Here is a 20,282-nt window from a genome sequence, read left to right as displayed (position 1 = left end):
CGGACCGGACGGGACTCGAACCCGCGACCTCCGCCGTGACAGGGCGGCATTCTAACCAGCTGAACTACCGGTCCGTTTAACTTCCAGGGCCGCAAATGTAAAAATTGTTTTTGATAAGTCAATCGCGGTCGGCTTTTTTTCGATCTTTAAATATGGATTTTTCTTCGGGCACACCCGTAAGGCCCTTTTTACGCACCCGTATTGCGCCCACGCCTAGCGGTTTTCTGCACTTGGGCAACATCTACTCCTTTGTGCTCACGGCCACGCTGGCGCACAGGCACGGGGCGCGCATCCTGCTGCGCATCGATGACCTGGACCGGCAGCGGGCGCAACCGGCGTACATCCAGGACATCTTTGATACCCTGAACTTCCTGGAGATCCCCTGGCACGACGGCCCCCGCGACGCCCGGGAGTTTGAGCGGGAATACTCGCAGGTGCACCGCCTGGAGTTGTATCGTGCCGCCCTGGCTGAGCTGCGGCAGCAGCAGGCGCTGTTTGCGTGTGACTGCTCTCGCAGCAAGATCCTGCAGGCAGATGCCAGCGGCGCATACACGGGGTATTGCCGGCAGCGTGGGGTGCCGTTTGATGCCAGCGAGGTCAGTTGGCGGCTGCGCACCGATAATGACGCGCCGCTGGTCATGCATACGCTGGGAGAGGATGTGGTGTCCGCGCTGCCCCGGGACCAGCATGATTTTGTGGTGCGGAAGAAGGATGGAGATCCGGCGTATCAGCTGGCTTCGGTGGTGGACGACGAGCATTTTGGAGTCGACCTGATCGTACGGGGCATGGATCTTTGGCCGTCCACGTTGGCGCAGTTGTACCTGGCACGGGTGCTAGGGCGTGAGCGGTTTCCGGAGACGACGTTTTATCATCATCCGCTAATGGCCGGGCCGGACGGGGGGAAGCTTTCGAAGTCTGCAGGCGCGACATCAATTCAGTATTTGAGGAAGGAGGGGAAGACGGCGGCAGATATCTATACTATGCTGGCGGCCCAGGCCGGCATCCGTGAACGTATATATTGCTGGCAGGATCTGGGCGAGCGCCTCTTGATCGCCGGCGTGCAAAGAGATAAATAACCGCTGCCCATAAACTTTAGGATCGGTTTGATCATCTGTAGTATAACGACAAACCCAATCCCCTTCAGCGATGACAACCGTTTTTATACCTCACCTCTTCCTGACCCTGGCTTCCCTGCTGCCAGAACCGCCCGCGGCCGATAACAAGCTCCCGGATGGCTACTATCGTGGTACGGGTTTTATGCTGGCCGTGTTTGTGCGCGTTTCGGGCGATACGGCGTTCGTCGAGCTGGTTGACTGGCAAAAATACCCACGCCACGTCATCGTCGACACCGTATACCATCAGCGACAACACGACGCATGGGACGGAAAATACCTGGCGCTGGCTGCGGACGGTAAGAAACTTTTTATCCGCCAAAACAAACAATCTCCCCAAAACTTAATAGGCGAAGACACGAAGTTCAGGATCAAGCCGCAAGGCCAGTTCTATGGCAAAAAGGTAGATCCCAGGAATAGCGCAATGATCAACCAATATTACCTCACGTTCCTGAAAAAGCATCCTACGCCCGAGGAGCGTCTGCTCTATTATCAAACGCTGTATCATATGGTGGACAAGCGCGCGGACCACAGCATGTTCCAGTGGCAGTTCGAGAAGTATCGCGCTACGCTGGAAAAGAAAATAGCCGCTCCTGGCAATTAGTCGTCGTTCCAGGTAGTCTCGGTATAGTGTACATACATCGGCATGACCATGCGCACGCAGACGGGTTTGCCTTTGTGGCGGGCGGGGGTCCAGGCGGGCAGCGACTCCAGGCAGCGGATGAGGCCCTCGCGGCATTTGGCATCGGCACTGTCCGCCGTGATCTCGATGTTGGAAAGCCTGCCGGTTTTATCGACGATGCATTTCAGCACGATCTTATCGGGGTGGCACCCGTGCGGCAGCGTCATGTCCTTGCGGAAGTCGCGGATGAAGTCTTCCAACCCCTTTTTGTACACCGGCATCACCTCGGCCAGGACCCGCACGCTATCACAACCGGCCGGCAGCCGGTCCTGGGCGGCCGTGAGGTGGGGCACAAGACTCAGGATGGCCGCCAGGCAGCCGATCACGCAACAAGGCCTTAAAAACGCAAAGGATCCCTTCATAACCGTGTAAATTAGCCTCCGATAGCCAAAGAACAAAGGGGCGCGGTCCCGATAGCCATCGGGAGCGTCCGGAGGCCGCGCAGGCACATTTTTTTAAGGCAGTTTCTATATGGGCAACTTGCAGCAGAAAATAGTAAAAGCAGGGCACCGCAGCGACGAGCTGCTCCACCAGAAGCAGATCATTGTTTCCGACAACCAGGCGCAGGCCCAACGGTTTGCCGCCCTGCAGCAAGAGCACCAGGCTTTGTTACGTCAACATGAAGCGCTCCAGCAAATGCTGGCCCGCGAAAGAAGCCGCCTGGCCACCTTTCTGGGGAAGACAAGCCCCGCCTCTTAGCCCCGGATCCTCGATCTCAGGCCGGTCCCGCCGCGATACACTTGCTGCTGAGATAGATCCTTTGGCATTGCCATCAATCGTTTGCATGTATTCTGACCGTGGTTTTCCCCTATGAAATTCCGGTTACTACGCCGATTGTGAAATTTTGTTTAACAAAACGTTACCGAATCCTTATACCCGAAAGGTCGATTTGACTCTTATAAGTAAAGTTTACTGCGTTAATATTTCGTCGAAGCGACAAAATGCTACGCTAAATTTTAAACTGATTCCAGATAAGCGTCTTAAATTCTGATTGTATGTGTAGTTGGAAAATGCTTTGCGTGACTGCCGTCACCCGCCGCTTCCCCGAAAGACACCCCCTAACCGCGGCCGCGCCAAGTGCCGGCCAGATCCATAAAACCTTTACACACGGTCCTGACAGGCGGTAGCCGGTCACACCGTTGTGCCTACCTGTTTTAGTATCGAACCCTAATCCTATACCTATGGACAATTCTACTTTGTCTCCTGCTTTTGTTTGCCTTGACATTCCCCCGCCTACCGGTAACGATGGCTGATTCATCTGGCCACTGAGTTGCATTTTTTTGAAAGAAGCGGTGTTGCAGTACCGCTCAATAAATTAACAATCTATCCAACCTCTATGAAGCAGAACTTTACACATAAAGGGCTTGCAAGGCTTTATTTTATTATGCGTGTTTCCTTGGTGAATCTGGTTTTCCTTGCAATTACTTCATTACAAGTGATAACTGCAAAGTCGGCACATGGACAGACTGCTGAGCATACTTTTGTCAATATCGACGAACAACACATCTCGTTGAAAGATCTGTTTACAAAAATAGAGGAACAAACAAATTTTTTATTTGTTTATGCCCCGGAAGTAATTGATGAATATCAAGATGTGTCTATTACAGGTGGACGCCGAACAGTAGCAGATGTTTTAAATACACTGTTCATTGGTAAATCTATAGTTTATTCTGAGTCCGGATTAAATATCATTATAAAAAGACATGGTGATGCGGTCTCAGTAATGGCTGAAAGTGGTAAGTCGAATGCATACTTTCGAGATTTAGTCAGGATCAATGGCAAAGTGGTGGATATTAAAGGCGACCCTTTGCCCGGCGTAAATGTTATCGTAAAAGGTACTACCATAGGGACAACCACCGGTGCGGATGGGTACTACTCCATTGATGTACCCTTCGGGAGCAATGTCATTGTCTTTTCTTTTATAGGATTTAAATCGCAAGAACTAAATATTAACACACAGACCGAGTTTAATATCACACTTTATGAGGACGTTATGTCTCTGGCGGAAGTTGAGGTCAGAAGTACGGGATACTGGACGGACACAAAAGCGAAATCCACTGGAAGCATTGTTAAAGTGACATCGAAGGAAATAGAAAGACAGCCGGTCACCAATCCGCTTATGGCCTTGCAAGGTCGTGTGGCGGGACTTGAAATAACGCCACAGGGCGGCATGCCCGGTGTGGCTCCTACTATTCGTATACGGGGAACTAATAGTTTAAGAAGTGGAACGAATGAAACTAATGGAAATTATCCTCTTTACGTTATAGATGGTGTTCCCGTTAATTCCGCCCCCATAAGCAGTTATACTAACTCCTATACTTCTACTGGCTTTGATCCCATAAGTACCATTAACCCTGCTAACATAGCAAGTATTGAAATACTCAAAGATGGTGATGCGACCGCAATTTATGGGTCTCGTGGTGCTAATGGCGTCGTCATTATAACAACAAAAAATCCGAAGCCAAACGATAAAGCCAATATCGACTTGAGCGCCTATTCTGGTATTGGTGCGATTTCAAGAAGAATACAGCTTCTTGGCACTCATGAGTACCTGTCAATGCGTCGGGAGGCACTTACCAACGATCGTCTTATAGCTGATCAATACGACTATGATCTCAAATACTGGGATACCACTAGGCACACAAATTGGCAAAAGGTACTTTTGGGAGGTACTGCAAATGTTACCGACGCGCAGGCGAGTATTTCAGCAGGGGCAACCAATACATCATTTCGTTTTGGTGGCGGGTATCACAAGGAGACTCTGATTTTTCCTGGCAACTTTGGTTACCATCGAGTTACAGGAAACGTTAGTCTAAATCACGTATCAGATAACGATAAGTTTAAAGCATCAATGACCGCAAATTATGGAATTGACAACTCAAATCTTTTCAATGACACCGGTGGAATAGTTAATGCAGCACTTACCTTGCCACCATTTGCACCCCGACTTTATAATGACGATGGTACTTTAAACTGGGAAGTTCACGATTTAGGCGGGACATCGAGAAGTACATGGATTAATCCAATGTCATTCACGCTAAATAGGCAAAAGGTAGTCACTAATAATCTAGTAACTAATGCCACTCTTGCGTATGAAATTATTCCACAATTGCATGTTTCAGGCAATGTCGGCTACACTAACTTAAATAGTGACGAATTTACAATGTATCCAAAGTCGGCGGCATCACCGGAAACTGCCGTCACGTCCGGTACTGTGACATTCAATACGAACAAAAGAAGCTCATGGATCATTGAACCGAAAATTAACTTCACAAAGACAATCAAAGAGCATGAAATTAATGTTCTAGCTGGCGCCACGTGGCAATCCAGCACGTCAGATTACAATATTGTAGCTGGTTCTCAATACACGTCAGACGCACTGCTTGGATCCCTTAAAGGGGCAGGTCTTATTGAATCGAGTAGAGATGAAGTTACCGACTATAGGTATATGTCAATATATTCACGAATAGGTTATGTCCTCTCAGGAAAGTATCTGCTCAATCTTACTGGAAGGAGAGACGGGTCGTCACGGTTTGGCCCAGGAAACAGATTCGGGAATTTTGGAGCACTCGGCATAGGATGGATATTCTCAGACGAGGAATTTATGAAAAATTCTATTCCATTTATAAACTTTGGAAAAATCAGAACAAGCTTTGGGGTTACTGGGAGTGATCAAATTGGCGACTATGCTTACTATAGCTTATACGAAGTCTATCCGCAGTCTTATCAAGGGGTTAGGGGACTTCAACCATCTTCTTTATTGAACCGAAATTTTAAATGGGAAGTAACAGAAAAGTTAGAAGCGGCAATCGAACTCGGATTGTTCGATGACCGACTTGGGCTGGAGGTAAATTGGTACCGCAATCGTTCCTCTAACCAACTTGTTAATTATCCGCTCTCTGTAATAACCGGATTCCCGTCGGTATTGACAAACTTCAATGCAACTATTGATAATTCAGGATGGGAAGTGTCAGTTAGAGCGGATCTCATGCAGTTTGAAGACTGGTCATGGAGGGCTTCCGCAAATATTTCGCTTCCAAACAACAAACTTGTAAAATTTGATGGCATTGAAAACTCACCATATGCTGAGATTTATAAGGTTGGTGCGCCACTCTACGTCAAATCTGTTTATCACTTTATTGGAATAAATCCGGATTCTGGGCTTTACGATTTTGAGGATACGAATAATGATGGATTAATAAATGAAACTGACAAGTCACCGGTTAACCTTCAACCTAGGATGAAGTATTTTGGAGGCATCAGTAACACTATCCGGTACAAGGAATTTGAGTTATCATTTCTGCTACAATTTTCACATCAGAATCTGGCTCGATTGCTGTCTGATATGCCGGGTAGGGCCGGAGTTAACCAACCATCTTACGTTCTTCAACGTTGGCAACAATCTGGTGACCAAACCGATGTTCAGCGCTACTCGACGATTAACGCGTCTGAAAATAGCTACAAGCGTTTTCTGGACTTCGTACAAAGTGATCATAATGTTACTGCAGCATCTTTCATACGGTTAAAGACCCTATCTCTCGGCTATGAACTGCCGGGTCAACTAATTAAAGCAGTTCACTTGATCGCTGCAAAAGTGTTTGTCCAAGGGCAGAATCTGTTTGCAATTACCCCTTATGATGGACTTGATCCTGAGACGGGTAATACATTACCTCCATTACGAATGTTAACTATAGGATTGCAAATTACATTGTGACGTGGTTATGGATATTAAAACATATAAATATACACTATGAAGACAAGACTATTTTATCTTTTCCTCCCAATTGTAGCCTTCAATTTCTCTTGTGACGACGAGGAGAAGCCGAAATCTGTGCCAATTGTGGTGACATCATCGTCAACTGATGTTACTCCGACGACGGCGATTGTTTCAGGTAGCATAACAAGTACTGGGAACTCCACTGTGATTGAAACTGGCTTTGTTTACAGTAGTAATGTATCACAACCAACAACGGCAGACAACGTGTTGAAGAGTATGTCCGTAAGTGAAAATTTTAGTGTTACCTTGCAAGGTCTTACCTCGGCAACGACATACCACGTTCGCGCTTATGCAATTAACGATGTAGGTACTGGATATGGTGAGGTAATTGATATTATAACCGAGAATGCGGCACCGATGGTGACCGAGCTCTCTATTGAGGGTTCACTTGAAATAAATAGCACTGTGACGGCTAAATACAAGTATACCGATTCTGAAAATGATCCCGAAGGAACGTCTCTATTTCAGTGGTATGCGGCTAATGATGCAAATGGTGTAGGCGAAACAGCGATTGCCGGTGCGACATCTAAAACACTAATAATTGAAGATGAACAGATAGGAAAATTTCTAAGATTCTCAGTCACACCAATGGCAGCTACCGGAACAACGGCTGGGAATGAAACAAAATCCGAATATTCGACAGCAGTCGGTGCGGAGAACGTAACATTCAATTATAATGGAGTTTCCGTTACATATGGGATAATTATCAGCAATACAACGCAAAGAAAATGGCTTGATCGAAATCTTGGGGCAACTAGATCGGCACAGACGCTCGACGACTATCAGGCATATGGGCACTATTTCCAATGGGGCCGACTTGCGGATGGTCATCAGATAGTAACACGTACCGGGCCCGCCGATGCGAATGTCACAGTGGGGAGCGGTACCACCACCACAAAATCCACTGATGTTGTACCCCCCGACAGTAAATTCATTATTGATTCTGAATTTGGAAGCGCGGGAGATTGGTTAGTGACGCAAGATGACAATTTGTGGCAGGGTGTGGAAGGTATAAATAATCCATGCCCAACCGGCTGGCGGATACCGACAAAGGATGAATGGGATGCTGAGGCGATTACATCTCTTGCCGACGGATTTGATAAATTAAAACTAACCTACACTGGATATAGAAGCGTCGAAGATGGTGGCATTTATACGTCAAGCACTCAGTCATATTATTGGACTTCCACAGTATCCGAGTCGGGCGGGAATAAATACTCATTTCAGGTCAGGTTTAGTGATGCATTCTACAACTCTATGACAAACCGGGCGAACGGCATAGCCTGTCGATGCATAAAGGATTGATTTTTTAATAACCGTGCGATGGGAATAGCGTGTTCTGTTGCCATCGCACTTTAAAACGATACAAAGACCATGTTTTCTAGTGAAACCCGAAGCGTTTTTTATATAACGACACGCTCATCATTTTCTGTGCTTCTTATAGCGTTGGCGATTTCGTCATGCGACAATTTCCTTGATGTAGACGTTCCCAACTCCAAAATAACCGACAAATTCGTATTTTCTGACGAAGCAACGGCGAACGCAGCGCTGGCAGGAATTTATCTGGATCTTTATCGAGATGGCGGATTTGCAGGCGGTGGCAGATTGGGAATTGTGACTCTCGCTGGGTTGTCTGCAGATGAGCTTAAAAACAACGCACATGATGATCCGCTTTACATCCAGTATGAACGAAATGACATTGATCCGAATAATATGTATTTGCTGAGTCTTTGGACCTCAATGTACAAAACAATTTATGAGGCAAATGCAATGTTGGAAGGGTTGGATTCATCCTCGGGACTAAATTCTTCACAAAAGAAGCAATTATCTGGTGAAGCTCTGTTTATTCGTGCATTCTGTTTTTTCTATTTGGTAAACACTTTTGGCGATGTACCTCTTGTTACTTCCACAAACTACACTATCAATCGTGGTCTTAGCAGAGCATTGCCTTCGGAAGTGTACGATCAAATTAAAACTGATTTACTGTCCGCAGAGAACCTTCTGTCAATGGATTACGTATCGCCTGGAAGAGTACGTCCAAATAGCCTCGCCGCATCAGCACTATTATCACGAGTCTATCTTTATACAGGTGACTGGGCAAGAGCTGAAGATAAGGCATCTAAAGTGATCGCAAGAACTGATTTATACTCCTTATTAGATGATCCCAACAAGGTATTTCTTCAAGGTAGTTTGGAAGCCATTTGGCAGCTTAAGCCGGCGGACAATGCATTCAATACAAATGAAGGTTATATTTTTAGCAAAGTGCAGGGGCCACTATTTAATGTTCTCAAAGATGAGATGGTGCTAAGTTATGAGGAGAACGACTGCCGACAAAATACGTGGATTACATCAACAGCGTCAGGTGGGAAGGACATTTACCTACCTTTCAAATACAAGAAGTTTGACCTCGTCACTCCAACTGATGAATATTCGATGGTTATTCGATTGGCTGAAATATATTTAATTCGGTCTGAGGCTCGTCTCAAGCAAAATAAACTTGAGTCAGCTATTTTAGATATCGATTCGATAAGATTCAGGGCGAAGTTACCTTTAATACATAATACCGATCCTACAATTGATAGTGATCATCTCTTTAAGCAGATTATTCATGAAAGAAAAATAGAACTTATGGTTGAATGGGGACATCGATGGTTCGACCTAAAACGTTGGGGTATCGCGGTTAATGTGTTAAGCGCAATTAAAACTGGATTCTCTGCGTACGATTCCCTATACCCGATTCCTCAAGCTGAGTTGTTCAATAATAAGAATTTGGAACCTCAGAATGCTGGTTATTGATGTTTTATATCTTAAATAGTTTAGTATTCTTACTATTGTACCGACAGTGCAAGGTTGGATTATTGTCACAAATATTTACATATGTAGTTTGTTACTGCGAGCACACATTGCCATCCCTCAGAACATTCTATGAAGAAACAGTCTAATTGTTCTATGTGCCTATTTCATATATCTCGAAGTCTGTCAAAACGTGTCCTTACCGGAGCGCTAACTTGCCTCACGATATTATCATTTGGTCAATCGTCCATACACCTTTCTGATAGCTTGCCAAGGGATGAAAATGTAGTGTACGGGGAATTGGCTAATGGATTTTCATATTCCATTTTGCAAAATGACCTGCCTCCGAATAAAACGTTTATGGCCTTAGTAGTACAGGTCGGATATTCTGATGAAGCGCCGAATGAAATTGGTATTTCACATTTTATAGAACATTTAGGATTGCGTGGCACAATCCACTTTCCAAATGGGATCCGAGATTGTCTTCAACGTCTTGGTCTTGAATTGGGGAGAGATTTTAACGCAACTACCGGCGATAAGACATACTATCAAATAGCGATTCCATCAAATGATTCAGTAATACTGAAGACGTCTCTGTTAGCTCTTCGTGATCAAGCGGGTGGACAGAGATTTCTGGATAATGATGTACGCGAGGAAAAAGCTGTTGTTCTTAATGAACTAACCAGAGGTAACAGTGAATGGTTTTCGACAATGTACGAAACGCGATATCAACTTCTTGGTCAAAACGCAGAGAATAAGAACGTTAAAGAATCTGAAATTGACAATATACAACGGGTTACTAATAGGCAAATTCAGAAATTCTACAGACGATGGTACCGGCCACGGCGGCAAATGCTTGTTGTTGTGGGGGACGTAAACGTGTCCGTTCTTAAAAAGCAGATCGAGCGCATTTTTGGTGATTTAAAGGACTTTAATCAGTTAGGCGAGCCTAACAGAAAAGATAAGATTTCTCGCTTAAGTGGAATGGATCATCGTTATATCGTTACCAAAGATCCGAACTCAAGAGATATTGCGGTTAGTATTTACAGGACAAAAATAGCGGAATTAAACATTAAATATCCTTCTACTGTTTCTGAACTAAAGGCCAAGGTACAGGACGATTTGTTTAACTGTCTCGTTAAAAATAGATTTGAAATTCTTGCGCAACGCTTTGAATTGCCTTTTCACGATATCTCTACAATAGTCGAGAGGCGGGCAATCGTTGAATCTGCCGGAATCGATGCCATTGAAACAAGATTTCATGCCTCTGGGGTGGAAGATGTTGAGTGGGCGTTAAGATTTATTGGCGATGAGATGCGGCGTATCGTGCGCTGGGGATTTTCAGACAGCGAGATGGAACGCGCAAAACGCCTAGTGATTCACCAGCGATTATCGGATTTGCGAACATCTTCTGCGTTGTTGGCTTCAATACGAACTTATCGGATGAATGGTAGTTTTCTTCCGGTCAATACTAGCCACGGTTATGAGGAATTGGCAAAACAAGTTTCTTCTGACGACGTTATTGATACTTTTCGTGATTGGCTGACGTCAGGGGCCAATGTTGATATGCACATATCAACTCCACCTGGAATCACGAAGCCTTTACCAACGAAAGCGGAAGCATTTACATGGTTAGAGGGAACGGAAAATGAATCTATACTTCCTCTAACTAATGTCAAGTTTATGATGCTACCAAATCCTTTGGCAAATCGGGAGGCGCCGGACTATTCGATCAAACCTTCATTTGAACCAAATACTACCGAACTAGTGCTCGCAAACGGCGCGAAAGTGCTACTTAAATGTTTAGGCCCGCCTCGTAAAACAAAGGAGGGCGATGGGGTCGATGTAGCTTTACACTGCTTCAGAGCGATTGGAGCGTCGAGCTATGGTGTGGCCGACTATCAATCAGCACGTGCAGCTGCTGCTATACAATCAAATATGGGTGTTAGCACGCTGAACTCTGTCGAGTACATGCAGTGGAAGCGCCTTAATAATGAAGCAGGATTAATACTGGGCGCATCACCTTACGTAACAAATGATGAATCTGGCATAAAAGGTGGCGCTTCTCTGAGTAACGTTGAGAGTCTTCTAAATCTCGTTTATTTACTTTTTTCGCAGCCAAGAAAGGACTCATTAGCATTTAATGCGTGGTTAAGAGATAGAGAGCGAACTGACTTACGTGAGCAGAATCATATTTTGCGTTTTGAGGATTCGATAGCACATACTATCGGAATAGAAGACAATGGATTCACTCGAGAGCAATTGAATCAAATAAACTATGAAAGATCCTATCGGATATACAGGGAATTGTTTTCGGAACCTGGTGAATACACATTCATACTTGCTGGATATTTTGATCAAAAAAGAATGGCTGAAATATCAAACCATTACCTAGGAGCGATTGTTGGCGGCGATGTGCCGCGGCCACAACGAACACACCTCCTACCTAAAGATTCTGCTAGCGTTTTAGGCCATCTCTCCCCACTGAAGAACTTAAGAGCCACAATCATGGGGGACTCCATAGGCAATGTTCATGTTAGAATTTTATTCCGTTGTACGCGAAAGGAGGACGCAGCAGCAACAGTTAAAATACAAGTGCTCAATGAGATTATAAAATCCCTACTATTCAATAGACTGCGAGAACGAGAAAGAGGTGTTTACTCTGTACTATCGAATTTGAGAACTTCTCTTAAAATGGACGAGGCAATTTTTGATATTAACTTCGAGGCGTCGCCTAATAATGTAGATGCACTTGTAGCCTCTGCTATAGATGAGATTCAACGAATTGCGCGGAACGATTATGAGGAACATATTTTTTACAATGCAATATCGACAGTGAATTCACGAATAAATGTACAGATGAATGATCCATTTTACTGGACGGAATACCTCAGTAGATGCTGTCGGAAAGCTTGCAACTTTGATATTGGATTGGAATTAAAGAAACTCCAACTACTTTCACGATCAGATTTAAACAAGTTTACTAAAAATTATGTAAAGGTTGAAGAATATTCTCTTTTTATGCTTCTATAGTTCCGAAGCGAATGTGTTATTAGCTCCGGGATGGCAGGATAAATATACGGTGACTCGCCTTTGTTAAGCTTGGGCTAATAGAAGACTAAATTAATATATAGAAAATGCCGACATGAACGTTTTTATTTAAAGATAAGGCGCCTTAGGAGGCGCCTTATCTTATTAGCTTCATGCTGTTCGCGGACCTATTGAACAATGCGATCAATAGTTGTTATGGAAGAGCTGATGGGTGCGGCGCTTGTATTGTGCAGCTGCACTTGGCAAGTTACCCGATAAGGTCTGAACGTTGCGTCGGTTTGTACCTGCGTTGTGCCGCCAGTAACCGGAACATTTACGGTGCAAAGGTTAGATCCGGCGTCATCGCATTGAACGCCTGTGTTGACGCACTGAGTCAGGCCGTTTGGATCTGACTTCAGTTTAGCGCGAACATAGACATTTTCAGGAGCAAGAAACGACGCAAATGCGCTTCCAACGGCGAGTACGAGAGCAAATGCTGCGAGGCTTAAATTTTTGGTTTTCATGGTAATTGAATTTTGGGTTTTATGAATTGCCTACCTTGTTTGTTCAGGTGGTCGGCGATATTCCTGATTTACCGTGCACGTAAATTTTTTTTGTGAAAATTGTATTGATAATATTGAGTAGTCTGTACATCACTCTTGTTATGAGCATTTCAATATTTCTATTATTTGTGGCTGGACCGGAACGTCTACTGGATTAGTTATTGGACAATTCTGTCGATGGTACTGACGTCAGATATGCCTCCACCGTCACTGCTGTATAATTCAACTACACAGCCCACACGATAGGGTTTATATGTCGAATATGTTTCTACCACAGTTGAACCACCTGTAACTGGTACATATATGGTGCAAACGGAGGTGCCCGTATCGTCGCATTGAACACCCGTATTAACGCATTGTGTTATTCCTGAGGGATCTGATTTTAGTTTAGCTCGAACAAAGGCATTTTCTTGGGAAGAATAGGTCGCCAATGAACCTCCAATGGCGATCAGCCATGTTATGATTATTAATAGAAAATTGTAAATGGTCATGCTTTATGTATTATTTATTTTTACTTATTTTATTTGGTAGTTTTTTAACGCGAGTTCACAGTTTACGAGCGATATTTTTCGTTGGATGTAATGGTATATAACGAACTGCTAATTATACTGTGAGACTAAAGTCTTTTGGTGATTTTGTTCCGGTAATATTAAACTATAAAGAATCAGATGGTGATCGTAAATCGCTATCAAATTTTCGCCCACCACTGAGAATGAAGATGGCAGGTGATTGTATTTTGCTTCCAAATGAAAACTGTATAGATAGGTTCCACGCACCATATCGTACACGTCAATCGTGCAGCCTTTCAGAAATTCCATTTTGTCTTCATTTTTTGCTAGCAAAGGCGATTGGATGAAGAGCCGATTTTCGGATACACAACTTTTTACGTTTATTCGAGCAGGCGGTGTAGCCAGTGTGCGATAACTTTTTGATTTAATGTTCGCTACTTTTATTGGAGCCTGACTGAATGTGTCTATCGTATGGAAACGATGGATTAAGTTTAATGATGTGTCAGCAATCATATACTCATTTCTATATGCATATACGTAAACTATCCTATTTATCTCTTTATTGTACAGCAGGTTTCCATCGACACAGAAGATTCCATCCACTTGTTTTTCTAATATGTCTGGTTTGAATTCAAAAAATGGCGAGTCAAGCGTTAGCGTTGCCAACTCACTTCCGTTGCTCTCTCGACTTAAGGATTTTAATGCAAGTCGGCTACCGCTAACGGGTACGGCCTCAGCAAAAAACGGAGCGCCTTTTGGTGAGAAATTTTTTGCTGATCTTGTACTTAAAGATCCTTTAAAAATGCCGGGCATCGAGCCGTGGCTTAAGTAAAAGAAGGGTGAGTCGACTTTCATTCGAAATACCCTATAATCTTCCGGTAACATTACTGTATCTAAGCCAACATTCATATGCAACGTATCGAGGCTTGGAATTGTTACTTGCAATAAGTGCAATGGGCCGGAATAACTGCCCAGATAAACTGTTTTTTTCGATGTACCCGCAATGTAAAATGAATTTACTTTCAGGTCGATATCACCGCGCTCGGCCACTGAAACAAATGAATCAAAATTTCTTTCGAATGATTCCCGAGGTATTTCGGCTGCAAAGGGGGATAAAGAGTAAAGTAGGTAAAGTACTACAATTCCAAAAGCCATGCACCCAGTCAGAATGATGATTTGCTGCCTTGTCATAATTAAGTATTATTCCAGTTGATATAGAATTCTCTTGTTTCAAGCAATCACTTGATGATGCTCGTTTCTCTTATTTAATAAGATTATTCCGTAAACCGCAAGTAGTGTAAAGCCGATATTAAAGACCAAGTGACCTTTCCAACCCATTTTATTAAGTACGCCGCCGCAGGAACAAGGTAAGTTTGGGGTAAATGCCAACATGAAGGCAATATATATTGAGAATATGAACATGAGGGTGAAACAACTGTATAGCGCTACAAGCTGAAGACGTGGAACAAATAGTATAGATGCAATTGCGATTTCAAGGCTTGGGATAAACCAGGCTATCCACCACTCATGATGCCATATTAATGGTGACTTTGCAATTTGCGTTTTGAACTCATCATAAGTCAGTAGCTTGCTAACCGCTGCGTATACAAATAGCACTGCAAACAGAACGCAGATAATGTCGAGAATGAATTGTTTTTTCATACGATTCTATTTTTGAAGATTCGCTGTTGACGTAACAAAGGTGCAATATATGATGTACGAATGGGTTCCTTTCTCTTTCGTTTAAGGGAGCATTTTTATAGTTGCGGTGCCCTCAGGCGGAGCGATATGCAGTGGGCGGATGTCCGAATTTTTTACTGAATGCTTGACTAAAGTTTTGTGAATGCCTGTAGCCGACTTTCGAGGTGATTTCGTTCACCGATAGAGTTGTGTCCCTGAGCAGAACAATAGCGCGGTTTAGGCGCTCTTCATACAGATACCGAATCGGTGATGTATCGAAATATTTTCTGAATCCTAATATTAGTTTTTTTCTACTTATCCCGGTTGCGTATGCAAGCAAATCAAGCGACCAATCCTTGTTCATTTCGTTGAGCATAAGCGAACGTGCCTTATCGATCATAAGAAAGAATTGGTCATTGTTTTTTTTGCTGGGTTTAGGCGTCAGAGTATGGTCGACAAGTAGGATAATCATTTCCGTTACTTTTATTTGGTTGAATACTTCCTGCGTGTTGCCTTTGCGATGGCGCCTTAGTTGGTCCAGAATGCTGTGCACCTCGTAAGGTAGTCTAAGCGGCAAGGGCATCTGATAGATTTCGTTGTTTCGTACGGACGCTAAAAGTTCACTGAAAACCGAATTGGCCGCGATACTCTCCAGGAGATCGGCCGGGAGCTGTATTAGAATTACAGTATGTAATCCGGATTTCAGCGTGAGATCACATTTGCCTGGTACTGTATGAACAATCTGATACTGCTTCGGATTTATTTCGGATCGCACTGCATTATGTACATACTCGATTTTACCCGAAAGATTGATTACAATGCCGGTAAATTCCGGAAAGCTAAAGGGAGTCGTGGTGTCTTTTTTTACATCCTCACAATAGTGAGTAAAAGCCAGGTGGGAGTTACTGCCTGCCAGAGGCACGGAAAACCCCAAAACGTTTGAGACGTTCATGACGGTTCAGATTATCGGTTGTTGTATCACAATTATCTTGTTCTGGAAGCATTTATTTGCAAATTTAGTTTCCTGCAGACGGTTTGAATTTTGGGGAAATTGTCTCGTGTAACTGTCGGTCAAATAGAGGAAAGTGACATGAGCATGGAATGGGACACCACGTAATCCGTTTGCGACCGAACTGGTATGCTTTTGCACCGCCTATAGTTGAGGAGGATAGAGGTAATAAATAATGTATTCTTTTAGTTTAACTGTAATGGGTAAAAAAGAATGTTTCTTTATCATCACGTAAAATGTAAAGACGTTTGAAATCTCTCGAAAAAAGCCTTTGAGTTGCGGTGATGATGTAAAAATACTGAAGAAGATTTCCTAGATGTTGACAAAAGTTTTCTTTTAACGGAGCAATTTGGCTGACCACAACTGTAATTTAGTTACGTAAGGATTGGTTTGGATCACCTGCGTGAGGGAGTGGTGTTTTTTGGGGAAGGCTGTTGTAATTGCGGGCTTTATTGGATTCTAAGCACAGGACAACATCAGTGGTTAATTTGTAACAAAATAAGATGATAGCCAATCGGAGTTCTTTTGAGCTTATTCGTGACTTGAAAATCAAGAGTTGTAAAACCGACGAACATAAGGACCTTCTAATGAAGATCCTTATGTATTAGTGGTCATTCCGCTGCGTAAAACAGTGTGGGACACGTGTGGACAACCGCTGTGGTGTGTTTGAGAATGGGTGTGCAGTTGGGGCCCCTTCGGCCGGGTACTGTAATCCATCCGCTACTGGTGGTGTTTACGCGTACCTCGCACAATTGAGTTCCGTTGTTGTCGCATTGCCCTCCGCACTTTACACACATAAAGACACTGTTGGCCGTGGGTTTCACCCGTATGTATGTGTCCTCAGGTGCAAGCATTGTTGCACTGGCAAGCGAAATACCGCAGGTAGTCAGGGCTAGGATACCGCCGATAATGGTTCTGTTTTTTGTTCTCATAATTATTTTTGGTTAGTGTGTTCGGATATTTCCAGGTCATATGTTAATAAGTATTGATCAAAAATTGCGAACAGGATTCCGTTGGAGACCTGGAAGTTGTTAAGGCGTTGATTTTTATAGTTGGGAACATGGAGGCTGCCAAGGTATGCCCCGTTTTTTATGCTGTAGGCGTCGATGGTAGCCCCGTTCATAAAAGTTTCCGGCGAGTCGTTATCGGCCAGTACTGTCGATTGAATGTATAATTTATCGTCTGCCACACAACTTAGTCCATTTACTTGCAGCGGAGGCTTAGCGAGCATTTTTTTGCCACTTTTTTTGATCTGTGCGATCTCCAATCGTGCTCTGGAAAATGTGTCGATTGTATGTCCGCGATACTGTAAGTCCATGTTTGAATCGGCCACGATAAACTGATTTCGATAAAAATAGACGTAGACCATGCGCTTGGCGTTTTGACTGTAATGTAATGTTCCGTCAACGCAGAATATTCCATCGATTTGTTTTGTAAGGAGGGAGGGTTTGAATTCCAGCTGGTTGGCGGCTTTTCGGGCAAGAATGTATTCGTTGCTATTTCCGTCATAGGATCGTAAGGCGAATGCTTCCTTACCGATCGGTGTTGATTCTACAAAATAGTAGTCGTTGCCGGTCATGAAGGGATACGCTTCCCAATTTTTAACCAGCCCGCGCAGGATTGCGGGTTCTAAACCGTGCATGAGATAAAAGTAAGGTGGTTTGACCTGAAGCTTGAACTGTCGGGGTTCCAGGATACTTTCCATGTGAACCTTTAGCATGACGTGTGATGAGTCTTTCAAATCGCTGCTGACAACGGCAACGTGGAACGGAGCGGTGGTATTCCCAAGATAGACGTGGCCATGATCCGTGCCCGCTATATAGAAGGAGTTTACCTCGAGGTCAATCAAAGCGTCGGGTGTTGTGAGCTTTTTCGCAAAGAACGATCGCTCAAATCCCCCTCTCGGGATGTCACGGGTCAGCGGGGACAATGCATACAATGTGACGATGATGCCGACCGATAGCAGGGTGCAGCATGCTAACGTAAGGCGACTACTCCGCTTAAATTGAAGCGCTTTCATTTTGTTGGTCAATTGAGAATTTTTCTGCTGCTACAAGTGCTGCCTGCTTGGCGTGGAGCCCGATGCCCAAGACAGCCAAAACGATAAAAATGATATTGAACAACATATGCTCTGTCCAACCCAGACTATTAAGGATGCCGCCACAAGAGCATGGTACGTACGGACTGAAATTGATAATAAACCCGATATATAAGGTGAACGTTAACATCAGCGTGAAACACCCAAATAGTGCGGCTAACAGAAGTTTTCGTATCAGTAAGGCGATTGCTAGTATAAGTTCAAGCGTTGGAATCATCCAGGCGATTGAAGGGGCGTAGTTCATGATCAACGGAGATTTGCCCAATTGAGCAACGAATAGATCATATGTCGCTAACTTATTTGTTGCCGCGTAGATAAAGAGAATAACAAATGAAAATACAATGATGTCCAATAAGTTAATAGCTTTCATGCAAGTTTCATTTAACGATTATCATATCCAGCCACCATGAAATTATAGTGAGAATTTGTGTGTGCGATTAAATGTACAAAATATAGCTTCCCAGATGTTGACAAAATTTTTGTTAGTGTTTTTTTGCATTAATGGGCGCGCAACGATTCATTACTCGTATAATATGTTTCCCAATTATTCATGACCAAGAACAGGCAGATTCTCTTGGAGATGCGGTCGGATCGCTACTATCGCAAAAAATACAGCGGTGTCCCGACCTGTAACTGCAGATCAGGACCACCACTTCCCAATTGTTTACCGCGCTAAACCGCCCCCATTACCTCCAGATACTTGTCAAACATTTTCAACAAATGCGTCCCGGTCACGACGACATGCATGTTATCATAATAGAGTTCCAGCAAATCCTCCGCCACCTCGAGCTCATCGCTCACCAGCCGCAGCTGGTAACTTTTGTTTCCGACAGCCTCGACCCGCCCCATAATCGATTCATGTTGCCCCGGCAAAAATACCATCACCAGGTTCCCTTCATCCCGCAACCACGCAAAGAGTTGCCGATCGTTATCCAATTCCGGCAGCACCGCGGGTACGTCCGGCATTTCGTTAAAGGCGAGCAGAAAGTCAACCTTGTCGTACCGATCCGTATTCAGCTCGGCTACAATGCGTTGCTTCCGCACAAACACAAACCCATCCAGCGTCAGCCCGTGCGTGATGAGGTGATCCATATCCCACACGTCGCCGGTATCGATCCGCACGCCGTGCACCTCGTCCGCAGCCTTAACCTTAATTTCCCGGTAGTCGCCACTGCTGAAAAAGGATATTGGCTGGCTCCTGGCGGTTGGACCCGATATAAGCTTTATTGTGGACCGGAACTTGTTAAAATCGTTACGTCTAATTGGCGCATACTTGAGTGACTATGTGAAGAAGAAACCGTAGGACCTACGTCGATCGCGATGGGACTTGTGTGTACCTCTTATTTTTCCGGTGCCGGGGGATGTTTGAAAAACAGTTCTTCGAGCGCCATTCGATTTTCCTTTTGGCATTTTGATAATACCTTCTCGCGAAGGTAGTTACTGAAGGCGGAGACTATGCCCTTTTCGGTGAGATTGAGAGCGTAGGTGCTCCGGTCGTAGAATCTTTCGTATGTTCCATTTTCGTATATGATATAGGTATTGTTCAATGTATGCTTACCTAACACAACTGTCGCTAGTTCTTCCTTCTTTATCGCCATAACTGGTTATTGCGCTATGTTTTAAAATAGCGAATAAAAGTCTACCTGCTTTTACCTTTCGCATGCATCACCTGTAAGTTGCTTTTTTCGCCGACGAAAATTGCGAATCTTAAGTTGCCTAATCCTGTAGAAGCATCCGTACGTTTTCGCGGGTGAGGCCGGTGTAGGTGCAGAAGTCGTCGATGGTGATGATCTGGCCGGGGCGCTTGCCGGTGAACTGGCGGATGCGACGCTGGATGCGGCAGGCTGTTTTGTAGCAATAGCCCATGATGCGCTGGATGTCTTTGGGGGTGATTACCACCGGATTTTTTTGCATGGTGCTGACAGGTCTTTGATAGGGCTTTAGTACGGCTTATGTACGGCTTTAGTAGGGCGTATGCCCGTCTTCGTTTTTTTCTTTTTTCGAAGTACTGTGATGGCCGATCTTTTTG

General features: G+C 44.3%; 17 protein-coding genes and 1 tRNA gene. 7 read left to right on the top strand and 11 right to left on the bottom strand.

Annotated features, from left to right (window positions below):
• Positions 1 to 74 (bottom strand) — tRNA-Asp (locus KK078_RS17185).
• 78 nt (positions 75 to 152) lie between these two features.
• Between KK078_RS17185 and KK078_RS17180 the strand changes: the two genes are divergently transcribed.
• The gene (locus KK078_RS17180) at positions 153 to 1,076 is read left to right on the top strand and encodes a glutamate--tRNA ligase family protein (RefSeq protein WP_254091534.1); all 924 of its coding nucleotides are present in this window, start codon (positions 153 to 155) and stop codon (positions 1,074 to 1,076) included.
• 70 nt (positions 1,077 to 1,146) lie between these two features.
• Positions 1,147 to 1,716 (top strand): hypothetical protein, encoded by a 570-nt coding sequence (locus KK078_RS17175; RefSeq protein ID WP_254091533.1) that lies wholly within the window; start codon positions 1,147 to 1,149, stop codon positions 1,714 to 1,716.
• Here KK078_RS17175 and KK078_RS17170 read toward each other — a convergent pair.
• Positions 1,713 to 2,156, bottom strand: coding sequence for an energy transducer TonB (locus tag KK078_RS17170; RefSeq protein WP_254091532.1), 444 nt, complete (start codon positions 2,154 to 2,156; stop codon positions 1,713 to 1,715). The genes KK078_RS17175 and KK078_RS17170 overlap by 4 nt on opposite strands.
• A 109-nt stretch (positions 2,157 to 2,265) precedes the next feature.
• Between KK078_RS17170 and KK078_RS17165 the strand changes: the two genes are divergently transcribed.
• The 5 genes from KK078_RS17165 (at position 2,266) to KK078_RS17145 (ending at position 12,397) form a co-directional block, all read left to right on the top strand.
• A complete protein-coding gene (locus KK078_RS17165; RefSeq protein ID WP_254091531.1) occupies positions 2,266 to 2,493 on the top strand; it encodes a hypothetical protein in 228 nt (75 codons plus the stop codon).
• 637 nt (positions 2,494 to 3,130) lie between these two features.
• Positions 3,131 to 6,508 (top strand): SusC/RagA family TonB-linked outer membrane protein, encoded by a 3,378-nt coding sequence (locus tag KK078_RS17160; protein ID WP_254091530.1) that lies wholly within the window; start codon positions 3,131 to 3,133, stop codon positions 6,506 to 6,508.
• A 36-nt stretch (positions 6,509 to 6,544) separates the two neighbouring features.
• On the top strand, positions 6,545 to 7,876 hold the full coding sequence (locus KK078_RS17155) for an FISUMP domain-containing protein (RefSeq protein ID WP_254091529.1): 1,332 nt from the start codon (positions 6,545 to 6,547) through the stop codon (positions 7,874 to 7,876).
• A 69-nt stretch (positions 7,877 to 7,945) separates the two neighbouring features.
• Positions 7,946 to 9,367 carry a RagB/SusD family nutrient uptake outer membrane protein gene (locus KK078_RS17150; protein ID WP_254091528.1) on the top strand — a complete coding sequence of 474 codons (1,422 nt, stop codon included), beginning with the start codon at positions 7,946 to 7,948 and terminating at the stop codon, positions 9,365 to 9,367.
• A gap of 129 nt (positions 9,368 to 9,496) precedes the next feature.
• Entirely contained in the window at positions 9,497 to 12,397 is a 2,901-nt protein-coding gene (locus KK078_RS17145; RefSeq protein WP_317195939.1) for a M16 family metallopeptidase, read from the top strand.
• Positions 12,398 to 12,582: 185 nt separating this feature from the next.
• On the opposite strand, the gene KK078_RS17140 is transcribed toward KK078_RS17145, so the two are convergent.
• The 9 genes from KK078_RS17140 to KK078_RS17100 form a co-directional block, all read right to left on the bottom strand.
• Positions 12,583 to 12,918: a DUF6520 family protein gene (locus KK078_RS17140; RefSeq protein ID WP_254091526.1), complete on the bottom strand. Its 336-nt coding sequence runs from the start codon at positions 12,916 to 12,918 to the stop codon at positions 12,583 to 12,585.
• 638 nt (positions 12,919 to 13,556) lie between these two features.
• Positions 13,557 to 14,657, bottom strand: a complete 1,101-nt coding sequence (locus KK078_RS17135) for a hypothetical protein (protein ID WP_254091525.1) — start codon at positions 14,655 to 14,657, stop codon at positions 13,557 to 13,559.
• A 39-nt stretch (positions 14,658 to 14,696) separates the two neighbouring features.
• Entirely contained in the window at positions 14,697 to 15,128 is a 432-nt protein-coding gene (locus KK078_RS17130; protein ID WP_254091524.1) for a MauE/DoxX family redox-associated membrane protein, read from the bottom strand.
• A gap of 112 nt (positions 15,129 to 15,240) precedes the next feature.
• Positions 15,241 to 16,098: a helix-turn-helix transcriptional regulator gene (locus KK078_RS17125; protein ID WP_254091523.1), complete on the bottom strand. Its 858-nt coding sequence runs from the start codon at positions 16,096 to 16,098 to the stop codon at positions 15,241 to 15,243.
• 991 nt (positions 16,099 to 17,089) lie between these two features.
• Positions 17,090 to 18,175, bottom strand: coding sequence for a hypothetical protein (locus KK078_RS17120; protein WP_254091522.1), 1,086 nt, complete (start codon positions 18,173 to 18,175; stop codon positions 17,090 to 17,092).
• Positions 18,156 to 18,623: a MauE/DoxX family redox-associated membrane protein gene (locus tag KK078_RS17115; RefSeq protein WP_254091521.1), complete on the bottom strand. Its 468-nt coding sequence runs from the start codon at positions 18,621 to 18,623 to the stop codon at positions 18,156 to 18,158. Before KK078_RS17115 ends, KK078_RS17120 begins: the two co-directional genes overlap by 20 nt.
• Positions 18,624 to 18,925: 302 nt before the next feature.
• Positions 18,926 to 19,345 carry a hypothetical protein gene (locus tag KK078_RS17110; RefSeq protein ID WP_254091520.1) on the bottom strand — a complete coding sequence of 140 codons (420 nt, stop codon included), beginning with the start codon at positions 19,343 to 19,345 and terminating at the stop codon, positions 18,926 to 18,928.
• A 248-nt stretch (positions 19,346 to 19,593) separates the two neighbouring features.
• Complete coding sequence (locus KK078_RS17105; RefSeq protein ID WP_254091519.1) at positions 19,594 to 19,851, bottom strand: hypothetical protein; 258 nt, start codon at positions 19,849 to 19,851, stop codon at positions 19,594 to 19,596.
• 118 nt (positions 19,852 to 19,969) lie between these two features.
• On the bottom strand, positions 19,970 to 20,167 hold the full coding sequence (locus KK078_RS17100; RefSeq protein ID WP_254091518.1) for a coenzyme F420-0:L-glutamate ligase: 198 nt from the start codon (positions 20,165 to 20,167) through the stop codon (positions 19,970 to 19,972).
• Between the last annotated feature and the right edge of the window lie 115 nt (positions 20,168 to 20,282).

It is taken from the genome of Dawidia soli, from assembly GCF_018598185.1.
Taxonomy (GTDB): Bacteria; Bacteroidota; Bacteroidia; order Cytophagales; family Cyclobacteriaceae; genus Ohtaekwangia; species Ohtaekwangia soli.
This window is presented reverse-complemented; position numbering and strand designations above follow the sequence as displayed.